Genomic DNA, 12,475 nt, shown 5'->3' on the forward strand with positions numbered 1-12,475 from the left:
GCCCATGCGTCTTTCCGTTCTCCGCCATCGCGGCGTGTACGCCAGCGTGCTGGTGCTGTGCGTTGCCGCCGCCGGCTACGCCGTGCTGGTCAACCGCTACCACATCCCGGGCTGGCGCCAGTACCGGGCGCCGGCGGCGCAGGAGCGCCATCCGCTGGCGCCGCCATTCCTGCAGGACGGGCCCGACACCGCGCGCTATGCCGCGCTGTTCAGCTATTTCGCCCAGGGCTTCCAGGACAACGCCACCGCCGATTACGCGCGCATCCAGTATTCCGGCGTCGGCAGCTATAACGGCTACGCGGTCACCGGCCTGGAAGGCTTCTCGCGCACCGCGCCGCTGCTGGGCGCCTGGCTGTATGGCGGCCGCCCGGCGCGCTGGCCGGACGCCGACCCGGCGCGGCCGGACCTCGTTGCCATGCTGCGCAGCGGCCTGCTGGCCGGCACCGCGCCGGGCAGCGCCAGCTACTGGGGCGACATTGGCGACTACGACCAGCGCGTGGTCGAGGCGGCCGACGTGGCGCGCACGCTGTGGCTGACGCGGCGCCAGGTATGGGACCAGCTGAGCGGCGCCCAGCGCGACCAGATCGCTGCCTGGCTGCAGGGCGCGCTGCGGGTCAAGGTGCATCCGAATAACTGGCAGCTGTTCCCGGTGGTCACCGCGCTGGCGCTGCGCCAGCTCGGCTATCCGAACGTGGCGGTGCCGTCGCACCACTACCAGGCCTTCAAGCAGGCCTATCGCGGGCATGGCTGGTTCCACGACGCGCCGGAAGGCATCGATTACTACAACGCCTGGGGCATCAGCTACGACCTGCAGTGGATCCAATGGCTGGCCCCCGACTACGACCCCGGCTTCATCGGCCCGGCGCTGGCGCAGTCGGCCGACGTGGTCAGCCACCTGCTCGGCCCCAAGGGCGTGACGATGATGGGCCGCAGCACCTGCTACCGCACCGCCATCCCGGCGCCGGTGATCGCCCGCGCGGTGGGCAGCGACGACCCGCAGGTCGCCGGGCTGGGGCGCCAGGCGCTGGACGTGGTGTGGCGCCATTTCGTCAGCCACGGCGCGTTGCAGGATGGTCACCTGACCCAGGGCTATTATGGCACCGACCTGCGCCTGGTCGAACCGTATATCGGCCCGGGCAGCTGCCACTGGGGCCTGCGCTCACTGGTGCTGGCCTTCATGCAGCCCGACTCGGCGCCGTTCTGGACCGCGCCGCGCCAGCCGCTGCCGGTGGAGCAAGGCGATTACACACTGGCCCTGCCGGAACTCGGCTGGACCCTGCACGGCGAGCGTGCCAGCGGCGTGATCACGCTGGAAATCGCCGCCAACAACACCCCGCACTATCCGCTGGCCGCCTATGGCTGGCGCCAACGGCTGGACGAGGCGGTGACGCTGCGGCCGCGCCGCCCGGCCAACCACGAGGCCAAATACCTGCAGCGCTATTACCGCAATGCGCCGCCCTACATGGCGGTCGACGGCTGACGCCGCGTGCCCTTCAGCGAGCGTAGGCCTGGCCATTCCGGCGCACGCCGGCATCGATACGCCCCCTGCTGGGTGTGACGGTCATTCCGGCGCAGGCCGGAATCCATACACCGCCTGCGTCAGGTCATGCCAGCGTTCTATGGGTTCCGGCCTGCGCCGGAACGACTGGCCGGGCTGAACCGCCTTGGCGGCCGAGGGCGGCTCAGACCGCCTGCAGCATCAGTTGTTCCAGCTTGGCGGTCTCGGTGGCCACGTGGTGGCGCGCCCGCACGGCGGCCGCGCCGCTGGCGCCCATGGCCGCCAGCGTCTGCGGATCGGCGCTGGTGACGGCCTGCAACGCGGTGACCAGCTCGTCATGCGAACCGGCCGCCACCAGCCAGCCGCTGCGGCCATCCTCGACCAGTTCCGGAATGCCGGCGATACGGGTGGACACCACCGGCCGGCCCAGCGCCAGCGCTTCCATGATCACGATCGGCAAGCCCTCGGCAAAGCTGGGCAGCACCAGTGCCCGGCTGGCCTCGATTTCGCTGCGCACCACCGCGCTGCCCTGCCAGCCCAGCAAACGCACCGACTGCTGCAGGCCGTGCCGGGCAATCAATTGTTCGATCGGCCGCCGCGACGGCCCGTCGCCGATGAAGGTCAGTTCGCACTGGCCGCCGGCGGCCACATGCCGCGCCACCGCTTCGACCAGCAGCAGCATGCCCTTTTCCGGGCACAGCCGGCCGACACACACCAGCTTGGGGGCGGCCGGCACCGGCAGCGGCGCGACATCGGTGAATTCCGGCCCGACGCTGCAATGGACCACGTGCAGCTTGGCAAAATCGGCCGGGTCGGCGAACACCATGCACTGGCTCTTGCAAAAACTGGTGATGCAGACGGTGAAGCTGGCGCGCGCGATCTTGGTCGCCAGCGCCCACTTGCGCGGATCATAGAAAATACCCGGGCCATGCACAGTCATGCTGAACGGGATGCCTGACAGCGACGACGCCAGCATCGCCACCGTGGCGGAATTTTCCGCGATGTGGTTGTGCAGCAGCTGCACGCCCTGGGCGCGCAGGCGCCGCGCCAGGTAGCAGGCCTCGACCAGATAAACCAGCTGGCGCGCGGCAGCGGCGACGCCGGCCGGCCGGGTCTGCCATGCCAGGCGCAGCGTGCGCCAGAACGCCGCCGGTTGCCGCAGCACGGCGCCGGCCAGGTTGGCCAGCAATTGCGCGCGCGGGCGTTCGAGGATGTAGTCGGTGCCGGCCTGCTCGCTGCGCACCTCGGCGCTGACATGCTGGTCTTCCTCGGCACGCCGGATCGAATAGGTGTGCACGGTGTGACCGCGCTGGCGCAACGCGATGACCTCGTTGCGGATGAAGGTGTCGCTGGCGCGTCCGTAAATACTGGTGATGTAGGCTAGGATCATAACTCGGTCGGCAGGTAAAAAAAGAAATCGGGCGGCGCGCCGCGTCAGCGCCAGACGCTGTCGAAGTCGCGCGGCGGGCGCCAGCCCAGCGTGCGCTGCAGCGCCTGATGGCCGGCGCGCGCCGGGTGGAAGCGCGCGCGCAGGCGCTGCGGCACCAGCAGGCCCGGCGCGGCGCGCCCCGGCCGCAACAGCTGCCACGCCAGCGCGCCAGCGCGCCCCAGCAGCGCCGCCACCGCGTACGGCAGCGGCAGGCGCCGGCCCGGCGCCGCCAGCGCGGCATAGCGCCAGGCGCTCGGGGCGTGGCCATCGTCGATATTGAAGGTGCAGCCGGCGGCGGCCGGCGCCAGCGCCGCGACAAAGGCGTCGGCGCAGTTGTCCACATGGGTCAGTCGCAGCGGTCGGCCGGGGCCGACCACCACGGTGGCCGCGCCGGCGCCGGCGCCAACACAGTGCAGCGCGGCCTGCGCGCGGCTCCAGATCGCCGCCGGGCGCAACACCGTCAGCGGCAGGCCGCGGCGCGCGCACTCGGCACGCACCGCCTGCTCCTGCAACAGCTTGGCCTGGGCATAACCGTCCTGCGCCAGCATGGTGCGCGCGTCCAGCAACGGCGCGTCCTCGTCCAGGGTGGCGCCCACCCGGTCCCAGTCATAGACGGAAAAGCTGCTCGCCAGCAGCACCCGGGTGCCGGCCGGCAGCAGCGCCAGCAGGCGCAGCGAGCCATCCACCGCCACCGCGCGCTGTTGTTCAGGCGTGCCCTGCATGCGCGCCGCCAGGTGCAGCACGGCGTCGACACCGGCGCACGCCGCCGCCAGGCCGTCGCCGTCGAGCACATCGCACACCGGCTGCGCCACCGTCTCCGGCCAACCGCAGGCGGCCATCTGTGCCGGGCTCAGCGGCTCACGGACGCCGGCGCGCACACTGTATCCGGCCCGCGCCAGCGCTGCCACCACCGCGCGCCCGAGCATACCGGCCGCGCCGGTCACTAAAATCGTTTTCAAATCGCTAATAACGGCACGCCGTCCATGGGTTAAAGAGAAATAAAGGACCAGCCGGCAGCGCGCAGCGCGGCGCGGCGTAATTAGTGCGCCGCACCAATCTTGCACAATGTATCATAAGTTGCTGCCGCACGACGCCGCGCTGCAGCAATTTTTTCCAGTTTTGCAATGGCACTGTGCTACCATACTTGACACGCTGACAATCTCTTTAACGGCATCCATGACTTCCCAAAGCTCCACCGAATTCCACTTGCCATCGCTCGACGGCATCCGCGCCCTCGCGGTGATGATTGTGTTCCTGTCGCATGCCGGCTGGGGTCACCTGATCCCGGGCGGCCTCGGGGTCACCATCTTCTTTTTCCTGAGCGGTTACCTGATCACCACGCTGATGCGGCGCGAATACGCGCGCCGCCAGCGCATCGACTTCAAGGCCTTTTACCTGCGCCGCGTCTACCGCATCCTGCCGCCCATGTATCTCGTGCTATTCAGCCTGTTGATACTGTGGCTGGCCGGTGCCGTCCCCGGCCAGGTCACGCCCGGCGGCGTGCTGGCCCAAGTGCTGCAGGTCACCAACTATTATGTGATCCAGCCGGACAACACCGGCATCGTGCCGTATACCGGCACGTTCTGGTCGCTGGCGGTCGAGGAGCATTTTTACCTGGTGTTCCCGCTGCTGTTCGCGCTGGGCGCGCGGCGCTGGCCGCTGCAGCGACTGGCGCTGCTGCTGCTGGGACTGTGCGGGCTGGTGCTGCTGTGGCGCTGCGTGCTGGTGTATGGCTGGCACGTGCCGTCCAACCGCACCTACATGGCCACCGACACGCGCTTCGACAACATGCTGTTCGGCTGCATCATGGCGCTGTGGCGCAATCCGGCGCTGGACGCCGGCGACTTGCCGGGGGCGCCGCGCCAGCGCGGCCTGTGGCTGGCCGGCGCCGGCGGGCTGTTGTTGCTGACGCTGGTGGTGCGCGACCCGGCGCTGCGCGAGACCTGGCGCTACACGCTGCAGGGCCTGGCGCTGTTCCCACTGTTCTGGCTGGCAGTGCGCTATCCGGCCTGGTGGCCGTTCCGCTGGCTCAACTGGCGTCCGGTGCAATGGGTGGGCCTGGTGTCCTACGTGTTTTACCTGAGCCATTTCTATTTCCTGGCGCTGTGCGAGCAATGGCTGGGGCAGCGCACCGCGCTGGTGGCCGCCGCCGCGCTGGTGCTGACGCTGGCCTACTCGGCGCTGGTCTACCAGCTGGTGGAGCTGCCGTTCGCGCGGCTGCGCCGGCGCCTGCACACCGAGCTGCCGCCGGCGCGGACCGAGGCGGCGGCAGCCGCCGCCCAGCCGCACTCAGCGCCGCACTGAGCCGGCGGCGGCCGGCGGCGCGTCGAGCTCGACGCTGACCAGCGCGCATGCGCTGCCGAGCACCACCCAGAAGTACCAGTTGAAGGCCAGGTAGGCGAACAGATTGTCCGAGGCCGACACGATCAGGTAGGCGATCGTCACCGCAATCAGGATCACCGCCGCCAGGCGGTCGACCGCCAGCAGCTTGCGGATGCGCAGCAGCACCCGCGCGAAGATGCTCAGGTAGCTGGTCAGGCCGACCAGGCCGATGTCAAAGATCCATTGCACGTACAGGTTGTGCGGGCTCCAGTTGATGCCGCCGGCCAGCGGGAAGAAGTCGAGCGAATAGTAGCGGAACGCCTCCAGCCCGTAGCCGAACGCATAGCGCACCGGCCGCATGAAGTGCAGGCCGCTCTCCCACAGCAGCACGCGCCAGGCGAAGGAGTTGAGCTTGGCATACTGCACCGCGTCGTTGCCGCTGTCGAGCGACATGATGCGGTCACGCACGGTCGGGATCATCAATGCCAGCACCGGCGCCAGCGCCAGGTAGATCAGGTATTTGCGCTCGAAAAACAGCGCGTAAATCGCGAACACCGCCACGCAGGCGATCCAGGCGCTGCGGGTCTGGGTCAGCACCAGCATGCCCAGCAACAGCACCATGTAGCCGGTCAGGGTCCAGCGCCACAGCGGCCGCAAGGTCACATGCGGGCTCTTGATCAGGTACAGCGACAGCGACAGGATCAGCAGCAGATAGAAGGCGAAAATATTGGCGTGACCGAAGGTGCTGCGCAGGCGGAACGGCACGTCGGCGTGATTCAGCGCGATGTCGACGAAGGCGTAGCAGGCCGGCAGGATCGACGACAGCACCACCAGCCGCACCACCCGCACGAAGTCGTCGCGGCTGCGCACCAGGTAGGTGCCGGAGATGAACATCGCCAGGTAGGACAGCAGCGCCAGGAACACCCGGATCGCCTCGCCCTTGACCGGCGCGATCACCAGCGCGCCCAGGCAGATCAGCGTGAACGGCAGCCACATGCCGGCCAGCTTGCGCGGGAACCAGTGCGGCCGCTGGGCCGAGAACAGCACCGCCATGCCGATCACGGCTGCGTTGACGAAGGCGCCCACCCCGAGGTCGGCGCCGCCGACCGAGAAACGGGTGGTTTCCAGCACGATGTCGCCCACCGAGCGGAACAGCAAAATGCCGATGAACAGGGTTTTGGCGTCGTACACCAGCAGCAGCAACAGCGCCAGCACCGCCGGCAAGGCCGCCAGCTTGGCCACGCTGGCGCCCATCAGGCCGGCGTACACCGGCACCAGCAGGCCAAAAAACAGGCCGGCGCCGATCGCCGCCGCCACGATCAGCACGTTGCGGCGCGTCAGGCTGGCGGGCAGGACAAAGTTCTTCGAAAGGGTCAGCATGCAACCACCATAGTTTCTATCACACGGGTTAACAAACGCGCCTCACGGCGCGGCCGCCAGCAACACTTGCCGGCCGGGGGGCACGGCGGCCACCAGCGCCTGCAGGAATTGCTGCTGGCGCGCATAGGACGCGGCCGCCTGCTCCGGCTGGTCCACCAGCATCGACACCCGCACCAGCAGGCCATCGTCGATCTGGCCGCGCAAGCCGTCCTTGAAGATTTTCATGCGCATCGCCAGCCCGCCCTGCGGGTAGGCGTCGCCGATGCGCACCCAGTAGCTGATGGCCTCCATGCGGCCGTTGCCGGCGGCCAGCAAGCGGCGCCCCGGCACCGGCGCGCCCGGCGCCACCGTCAGCTGCGCCGGCGTGCCGCTGAGCACCTTGTAGCCTTGCGCCGGGTAGCACACATCGGGCAGGTGGATCTTGACGTCCTGGCGCTGCTCGCGCGCATAGGCCAGCGCCAGCATGACGTGCTCGCCGCGCGGATTGACATAGGTGCGCATCAGCACCTCGTCGTAGATCTGGTTGACCAGCGCGGCGCCATCGTCGTCGGTGGCCAGCTGGGCCTGGGCCATGGCGGTGCTGACCTCGCGCCACTCGCCGAACTGGCGCGGCACGCTGGCAGCCAGGTCGACCGCCGCCGTGGCACGGTAGACCGGGGTCAGCGCGTGCGCCGCCGCCACGCCGGCGCCCATGGCCAGCGCCACCAGCACCGCCGGGCGCAACGCCAGCGTGCCCAGCGCCGGCCAGATCTGGGCCCAGCCGGCGCGCGCCACCGGCGGCGGCGGCGGGGCCGGCGGCCGCCCGCGCGTCACCAGCCAGCTCAAGCCGCTATCGACCGCGATAATCAGGCCCAGCGCGCTGAGGAACAGCACCATGCCGGAGAAACCATGCAAAAAGCCCTGGCCGGCGGCATCGCCGAGGTGGTAGGTAATCAGGGCCAGCGTGACGATGCGGATGGTGTTGGCGGTAAACGAGATCGGCACGATCAGGGCCGCCAGCACCACGTTGCGCACCAGCGACGGGTGGCGCACCAGGTTCATGTAAAGCAGGCCCAGCGCTTCCAGCGTGAACAGCGAGTTCAGGCCGGCGCAGGCGTCGGCCACCAGCAACTGGTACTGGCCGATGTTGAGGATCACGCCGCTGCGCGAGATCGGGTAGCCCAGCCAGTACAACAGCTGCTCGCTGGCGTAGGACACGCCAATTTTCAGCGGCAGCGTCACGGCGTCCACCACCGAGGCCGGCAGCGGGATCATGAACAGCATGAAGAAGAAAGCGAACCACATGCGGCGCCAGGTGCGCAGCCCGAAAAAGCCCACCACCAGCGCCGTCAGCACGACGATCAGCGAGCCGACCTCCAGCAACAGCACGTTCTGCGAACGGCCCAGCGCGTAGCAAGCCAGGCCCAGCAACAGCAGCAGGCCGCCGGCCAGCGGCGCCGGCGCGTGCTGCCACAGGCGCTGCTCGACCAGCTGGCGCAGGCGCACCCCCAGGTAGGCGAACGCCACCGCCATGACGATCGGCCCATGGGCGTTCTTGTCCGAGCCCCAGGGGCCCTGGAACAGGTCGATAAAACTGGGGACATACATCGCCAGCAACCCGGCCGCGACGATCAGCCACGGCAGCGCCGCCTGGCGCCCGCTCAGCGCGCCCCGTTCGAGTGTGTGTGCCATGGCAACTAGAAGTTGTTCAGCACCGTGCCGACCACATGCACGCGGGCATCCTGCAGCAGGCCGACCAGCGCGTCCAGCTCCTGCAGCGCGGTACCGTCCTGGCGGGCCACGATCATGGCGGCGCCGGCGCGCACGGCCACCATCTGGGCGTCGGAATTCTCGGCGCTGGCCGGGGTGTCGATCAGGATGACGTCGAACTGCGGCACCAGTTCCTCCAGCAGCTGGCCAAAGGTCGGACGGCCCAGCAGTTCGAGCGGGTTGGGCGGCGTGGCGCCGGCGGTCAGCACCGACAGGTCCAGCAGGCCCGGCACGCGCTGGATCGCCGACTGGTTGCCGCGCCCGGCCAGGATGGCCGACAGGCCGCTGCGGTTTTCCAGGCTGAACAGCTGATGCTGGCTGGGGTTGCGCATGTCGGCGTCGATCAGCAGCGTGCGCTGGCCCTGCTGCGAGAACACCACCGCCAGATTGGCCGCCAGGAAGCTGCGGCCATCGCCGCGCTGGGCGCCGGTGATGGCCAGCGCGCGGCGGTTCTGGCCGGTCTCGAACCAGCGCCACATCAGTTGATTGCGGACGCCGCGCAGCGCCTCGACGCGGCTGCTGAACGGCTCGTAGGCGGCCACGACGTCGGCGCTGATCTGGCTCTCGCCGGCCAGCAGATACGGATAGTCGAACTGGCGCGACAGCGCGAACTCGATGTCGGCCTGGGTCAGCAGGCCCAGTTCCAGCGCGGCGTCGCCGAAGCGCATCTTGCGCTCGACCTGGAAGCGCGTGATGCGCTCGGAATCGGCCTGCGACAGGCGGCCGGTCTTGACCAGGATGGCGCCGATCGAGCGGTCAGGGCCCTCGGCGGCGGCGTCGCGTACTTCAGAGACTACATAGTTGGGGGTAGAATTCATGCTCGAGGCTCCGTGATAATCTTGAGGGCGGGGGTCAGGCTTGGGCCGGCCGCGCGCCGCCGTCGGTGGCCGACGGCAGCGCCAGGCGGCGACGGCGTTTGACCGCGCGCGGCTTGTCGATCACCCCCAGCAAGGGCAGCTCGAAGCGCGTGATCAGCTCATCGGCCGAACGCACGCGGCGGTCGCGCAGTTCCAGCACCAGCGCGATGCCGACGCCGACCATGGTGCCCACCACCAGCGCCAGCGCCGTGTTGAGCAGCACTTTCGGGCCGGCCGGCTTGATCGGCGCGGTGGCCGGGGTCAGGATGGCGACGTCGGTCTGGTTGGACTGGCCTTCCAGACTGGTCTGGTTGTAGCGTTGCGCCGCCAGCTCGTAGGCGCGGCGGGCGTTCTCGGCTTCATTGCTGAGCACGGTGAACTCGTCGCGCGCGGTGTTCAGCGCCAGCACCTTGGCCTTTTGCTCGGCCAGCGCCTGGCGCAGCTCGGCCTCGCGGCGCTGCAGGATCTCGGCGTTGCCGACCACGCCCGACGAGGTTACCTTGATCTGCTCGTTCAACGAGGCGCGCAGCTTGTCGACCTCGGACTGCGCGGCCTGGTACTGCGGGTGGTTCGGCGCCAGGCGCTGCGCGGTGTCGGCCAGCTTGGCCTCGGCCAGCGCCAGGCTGGCCTTCAGGTTCTGGATCAGGCTATTGTTGAGCACGTCCGGCGACGCCGCGCCCTCGCCCTGGGTCTGGCGGCGGCGCGCGGTCGCCTCCATCGCCTGGCCTTGCGCCACCACCAGCTGGCTCGACAGGTCGTTCAGGCGCGCCGTCTCGACGTCCAGGCGGTTGTCGGCGTTGTAGATGGCGTGCTGCTGCTGGTAGGCCGACAGCTTGCTCTGGGCCGCCTCGTAGCGGTCGCGCAGCAGCTTGGTCTGGTTGGTCATGTAGCCCGACGCCTGCTGTGCCGGCTCGGTCTTGAGCAGCACGCTGGTCTGCAGGTAGGCGTTGGCGAAGGCGTTGGCGACCGCGGCGACGAACTGCGGATCGGCGCCCTTGAAGACGATGGTCAGCACGCTGCTCTCGCGCGATGGCAGCACATCCAGCTTGTCGAGCAGCAGGTCGGCCAGCCAGTCGCGCACCGTGCCCTGGCCGTCGGTCTCGTCACGGAACTGGGCGATGACGGCCGGGTTGTCGGCCAGTTTCAGCTGGTCCACCGCGCGCAGCGCCACCGCGCGGCTCTTGATGATGTCGACCTGGGTCGACAGGTAGCCGGGCATCAGCTGCGCCGGCATGGTCAGGCCGGTGATGGCGTCGACGCCTTTGTAGTTGACCACCAGCGAGGTGCTGCCCACATAGGACTTCGGCAGCACCAGGCTGATGATGATGGTGGTGATCACCGTGATGACCAGCACCAGCGCGACGATCTTGTACCGGGCGCGCAACGCAAGCAAGAACTGGCTGAGATTCATGATTTACTTTCCAAAACAGTTGAGGCGGGTCCTCCGGGCACGGCGGCAGCCGCCCCCGGCGGGCATCAGAACAGGCTTTCCTTGACGTACACCACGTCATCGGGCTGCAGCAGGTCGTCATGCTGGGCGTCGATGATCTGCAGCTTGCCGGCGGCGTCGCGGCGCTTGATGCGCAGGCCGCGCTCGGTGCCGCGCTGGGTCAGGCCACCGCCGGTGGCCAGCGCCTGCAGCACCGTCATCGCGCGTTCCAGGCGGAACGCGCCCGGCCGCTGCACCTCGCCGTAGATGTAGAAGCGCGGCGCGCGCTCGACATAGATGACATCGTTGGCGGCCAGCTGATACTCGCGGCCGGCGTCACCGCGCGCCAGCGCGATCACATCCACCGTTTCCTTGGTGGTGGCGCCATCGCGCTTGCGGATCAGGCTGACCGTGTCGGCGCCGTCGGCGCTGATGCCGCCGGCCAGCGCCAGCATGTCCAGCACGGTGCGCTGGCTGTCCACCGGGAAGCGGCCGGGACGGTTGACCTGGCCCAGCACCGACACCTGCTGGCTCTGCATGGTGGTCACCAGCAGGTTCACCTGGGCCTTCTTGATGTAGCCGCCGGATTCGAGCAGCGCGGCGATTTTCTTTTCCGCCGCGGCCGGTTCCAGATTGTTCACCGACACCTGGCCGATCAGCGGAAAGGTGATGGTGCCGGACTCGCTGACGCGGGTCTCGGTGGTCAGGTCGGGGTTGTTGTAGACCGAAATCCGGACCACATCGCCGGCGCCCAGCGGCGCCTCGGCGTTCGCGTTGCCGAGCATCAGCGCCAGCGCCAGCCCGAGGATCCGCCATACGGAGTGTTTGATCATGTGCTTACCTCAAATGAATAAAAACCATGGTGACAAAAGCCCGCCATCGCGGACGCGCTACTTCAGGCCGGCCACGCCGCGCGCCGCGGCGTCGTGGGCATCCTGGGTGGCGGCGTCCGGTTTGGCGGCCGCCGCCGGCGTGGCGTTGTCGGCCTTCGCGTCCGGCGCCAGCGCCTTGTTCAGGTACTCGATCTTGGCCGCGGCGCGCAGACGCGCCACCTCGGCCGCCACCGCCTGCTTGTTCTTGGTGCCGACCAGGTACTGCTCGATCTGCGGGCGCGCCTGTTCCAGCGCGACCGGCGCCGGCTTGATGCCGACAATGCTGTTCAGGATGCTGCGCTCGCCCTCGCGCACGATGAAGATCTGGCCGCCGGCCAGCGCCTGCAGCTTGGCGCTGAGCGCCGGCGGCACGTCGGCGCTGGTCCGGGAAACCTGGTTGCGGCTGTACTTGATGCCGCGCGCGTCAAACAGCTCGGCCAGCTCGTCCAGCGTCTTCTTGCTGTCGATCTGCTTGCTCAACGACTCGTCCAGGTCCTTGGTGGCCAGCACCAGCTGGCGCAGGTCAAACTGCTTGCGCTCGCTGAAAAACTCGGGATGCTGGCGGTAGTACTCGTCCACTTCGGCCGCGCTCGGCTTGGCGGGCGGGCCCACGCGTTTTTGCAGGTAGGCCTGGGCGATGATCAGCGCCTTGGCGCGCTCGATGCTCTGGACCACGGCCGGATCGCGGTCGAGCTTGTCATTGACGGCTGCCGCCAGCAGCAGCTGGCGCTCGATCAGGCCGTCCATCAGCTGCTTGCTGGCGGCCGCCTGCTGCTCGGCCGTCACGCCGGCGCGCTGCAGCTCGTCATTCAGTTGCGAGGCCGTGATCTCCTCGCCGTTGACGCTGACCAGGGCCTGGCCGGATTTCTTCTCCTTCTGGCCGCAGCCGGCCAGCGCCACCGCCGCCACCAGCACAGCCATGCAGAGTCTGCCCAATAC

At 68.8% G+C, this 12,475-nt stretch carries 10 protein-coding genes; 2 read left to right on the top strand and 8 right to left on the bottom strand.

Annotation, left to right across the window (positions count from 1 at the left end):
* Positions 1 to 4: 4 nt before the first annotated feature.
* Positions 5 to 1,480 (top strand): DUF2264 domain-containing protein, encoded by a 1,476-nt coding sequence (locus FHW58_RS16770; RefSeq protein ID WP_179674307.1) that lies wholly within the window; start codon positions 5 to 7, stop codon positions 1,478 to 1,480.
* 202 nt (positions 1,481 to 1,682) lie between these two features.
* On the opposite strand, the gene FHW58_RS16775 is transcribed toward FHW58_RS16770, so the two are convergent.
* Positions 1,683 to 2,888 carry a glycosyltransferase gene (locus tag FHW58_RS16775; protein ID WP_179674308.1) on the bottom strand — a complete coding sequence of 402 codons (1,206 nt, stop codon included), beginning with the start codon at positions 2,886 to 2,888 and terminating at the stop codon, positions 1,683 to 1,685.
* A gap of 44 nt (positions 2,889 to 2,932) precedes the next feature.
* The gene (locus FHW58_RS16780; RefSeq protein WP_179674309.1) at positions 2,933 to 3,886 is read right to left on the bottom strand and encodes an NAD(P)-dependent oxidoreductase; all 954 of its coding nucleotides are present in this window, start codon (positions 3,884 to 3,886) and stop codon (positions 2,933 to 2,935) included.
* A 217-nt stretch (positions 3,887 to 4,103) separates the two neighbouring features.
* Between FHW58_RS16780 and FHW58_RS16785 the strand changes: the two genes are divergently transcribed.
* Positions 4,104 to 5,231 (top strand): acyltransferase, encoded by a 1,128-nt coding sequence (locus tag FHW58_RS16785; protein ID WP_179674310.1) that lies wholly within the window; start codon positions 4,104 to 4,106, stop codon positions 5,229 to 5,231.
* Here the strand turns inward: FHW58_RS16785 and FHW58_RS16790 are convergent.
* The 6 genes from FHW58_RS16790 to FHW58_RS16815 form a co-directional block, all read right to left on the bottom strand.
* Positions 5,217 to 6,629 carry an O-antigen ligase gene (locus tag FHW58_RS16790; RefSeq protein ID WP_179674311.1) on the bottom strand — a complete coding sequence of 471 codons (1,413 nt, stop codon included), beginning with the start codon at positions 6,627 to 6,629 and terminating at the stop codon, positions 5,217 to 5,219. The two genes, FHW58_RS16785 and FHW58_RS16790, sit on opposite strands and share 15 nt — an antisense overlap.
* Positions 6,630 to 6,671: 42 nt before the next feature.
* A complete protein-coding gene (gene xrtB, locus FHW58_RS16795) occupies positions 6,672 to 8,300 on the bottom strand; it encodes an exosortase B (RefSeq protein ID WP_179674312.1) in 1,629 nt (542 codons plus the stop codon).
* 5 nt (positions 8,301 to 8,305) lie between these two features.
* Positions 8,306 to 9,196 carry a chain length determinant protein tyrosine kinase EpsG gene (gene epsG, locus FHW58_RS16800; RefSeq protein ID WP_179674313.1) on the bottom strand — a complete coding sequence of 297 codons (891 nt, stop codon included), beginning with the start codon at positions 9,194 to 9,196 and terminating at the stop codon, positions 8,306 to 8,308.
* Positions 9,197 to 9,230: 34 nt separating this feature from the next.
* Positions 9,231 to 10,646, bottom strand: coding sequence for a chain length determinant protein EpsF (epsF, locus tag FHW58_RS16805; protein ID WP_179674314.1), 1,416 nt, complete (start codon positions 10,644 to 10,646; stop codon positions 9,231 to 9,233).
* 65 nt (positions 10,647 to 10,711) lie between these two features.
* Positions 10,712 to 11,497: a polysaccharide export protein EpsE gene (gene epsE, locus FHW58_RS16810; protein ID WP_179674315.1), complete on the bottom strand. Its 786-nt coding sequence runs from the start codon at positions 11,495 to 11,497 to the stop codon at positions 10,712 to 10,714.
* Between the two features lie 57 nt (positions 11,498 to 11,554).
* Positions 11,555 to 12,457, bottom strand: a complete 903-nt coding sequence (locus FHW58_RS16815) for an EpsD family peptidyl-prolyl cis-trans isomerase (protein ID WP_179674316.1) — start codon at positions 12,455 to 12,457, stop codon at positions 11,555 to 11,557.
* Positions 12,458 to 12,475: the final 18 nt, after the last annotated feature.

Origin of the sequence: Duganella sp. 1224 (assembly GCF_013408245.1) — a bacterium.
Lineage (GTDB): Bacteria > Pseudomonadota > Gammaproteobacteria > Burkholderiales > Burkholderiaceae_D > Rugamonas.

Bases quoted from the DNA above. Each gene is read 5' to 3' on its own strand.
- FHW58_RS16770 (WP_179674307.1), top strand. From the start codon at position 5: ATGCGTCTTTCCGTTCTCCGCCATCGCGGCGTGTACGCCAGCGTGCTG.
- FHW58_RS16775 (WP_179674308.1), bottom strand. From the start codon at position 2,888: ATGATCCTAGCCTACATCACCAGTATTTACGGACGCGCCAGCGACACC.
- FHW58_RS16785 (WP_179674310.1), top strand. From the start codon at position 4,104: ATGACTTCCCAAAGCTCCACCGAATTCCACTTGCCATCGCTCGACGGC.
- FHW58_RS16790 (WP_179674311.1), bottom strand. From the start codon at position 6,629: ATGCTGACCCTTTCGAAGAACTTTGTCCTGCCCGCCAGCCTGACGCGC.
- xrtB (WP_179674312.1), bottom strand. From the start codon at position 8,300: ATGGCACACACACTCGAACGGGGCGCGCTGAGCGGGCGCCAGGCGGCG.
- epsG (WP_179674313.1), bottom strand. From the start codon at position 9,196: ATGAATTCTACCCCCAACTATGTAGTCTCTGAAGTACGCGACGCCGCC.
- epsF (WP_179674314.1), bottom strand. From the start codon at position 10,646: ATGAATCTCAGCCAGTTCTTGCTTGCGTTGCGCGCCCGGTACAAGATC.
- epsE (WP_179674315.1), bottom strand. From the start codon at position 11,497: ATGATCAAACACTCCGTATGGCGGATCCTCGGGCTGGCGCTGGCGCTG.
- FHW58_RS16815 (WP_179674316.1), bottom strand. From the start codon at position 12,457: ATGGCTGTGCTGGTGGCGGCGGTGGCGCTGGCCGGCTGCGGCCAGAAG.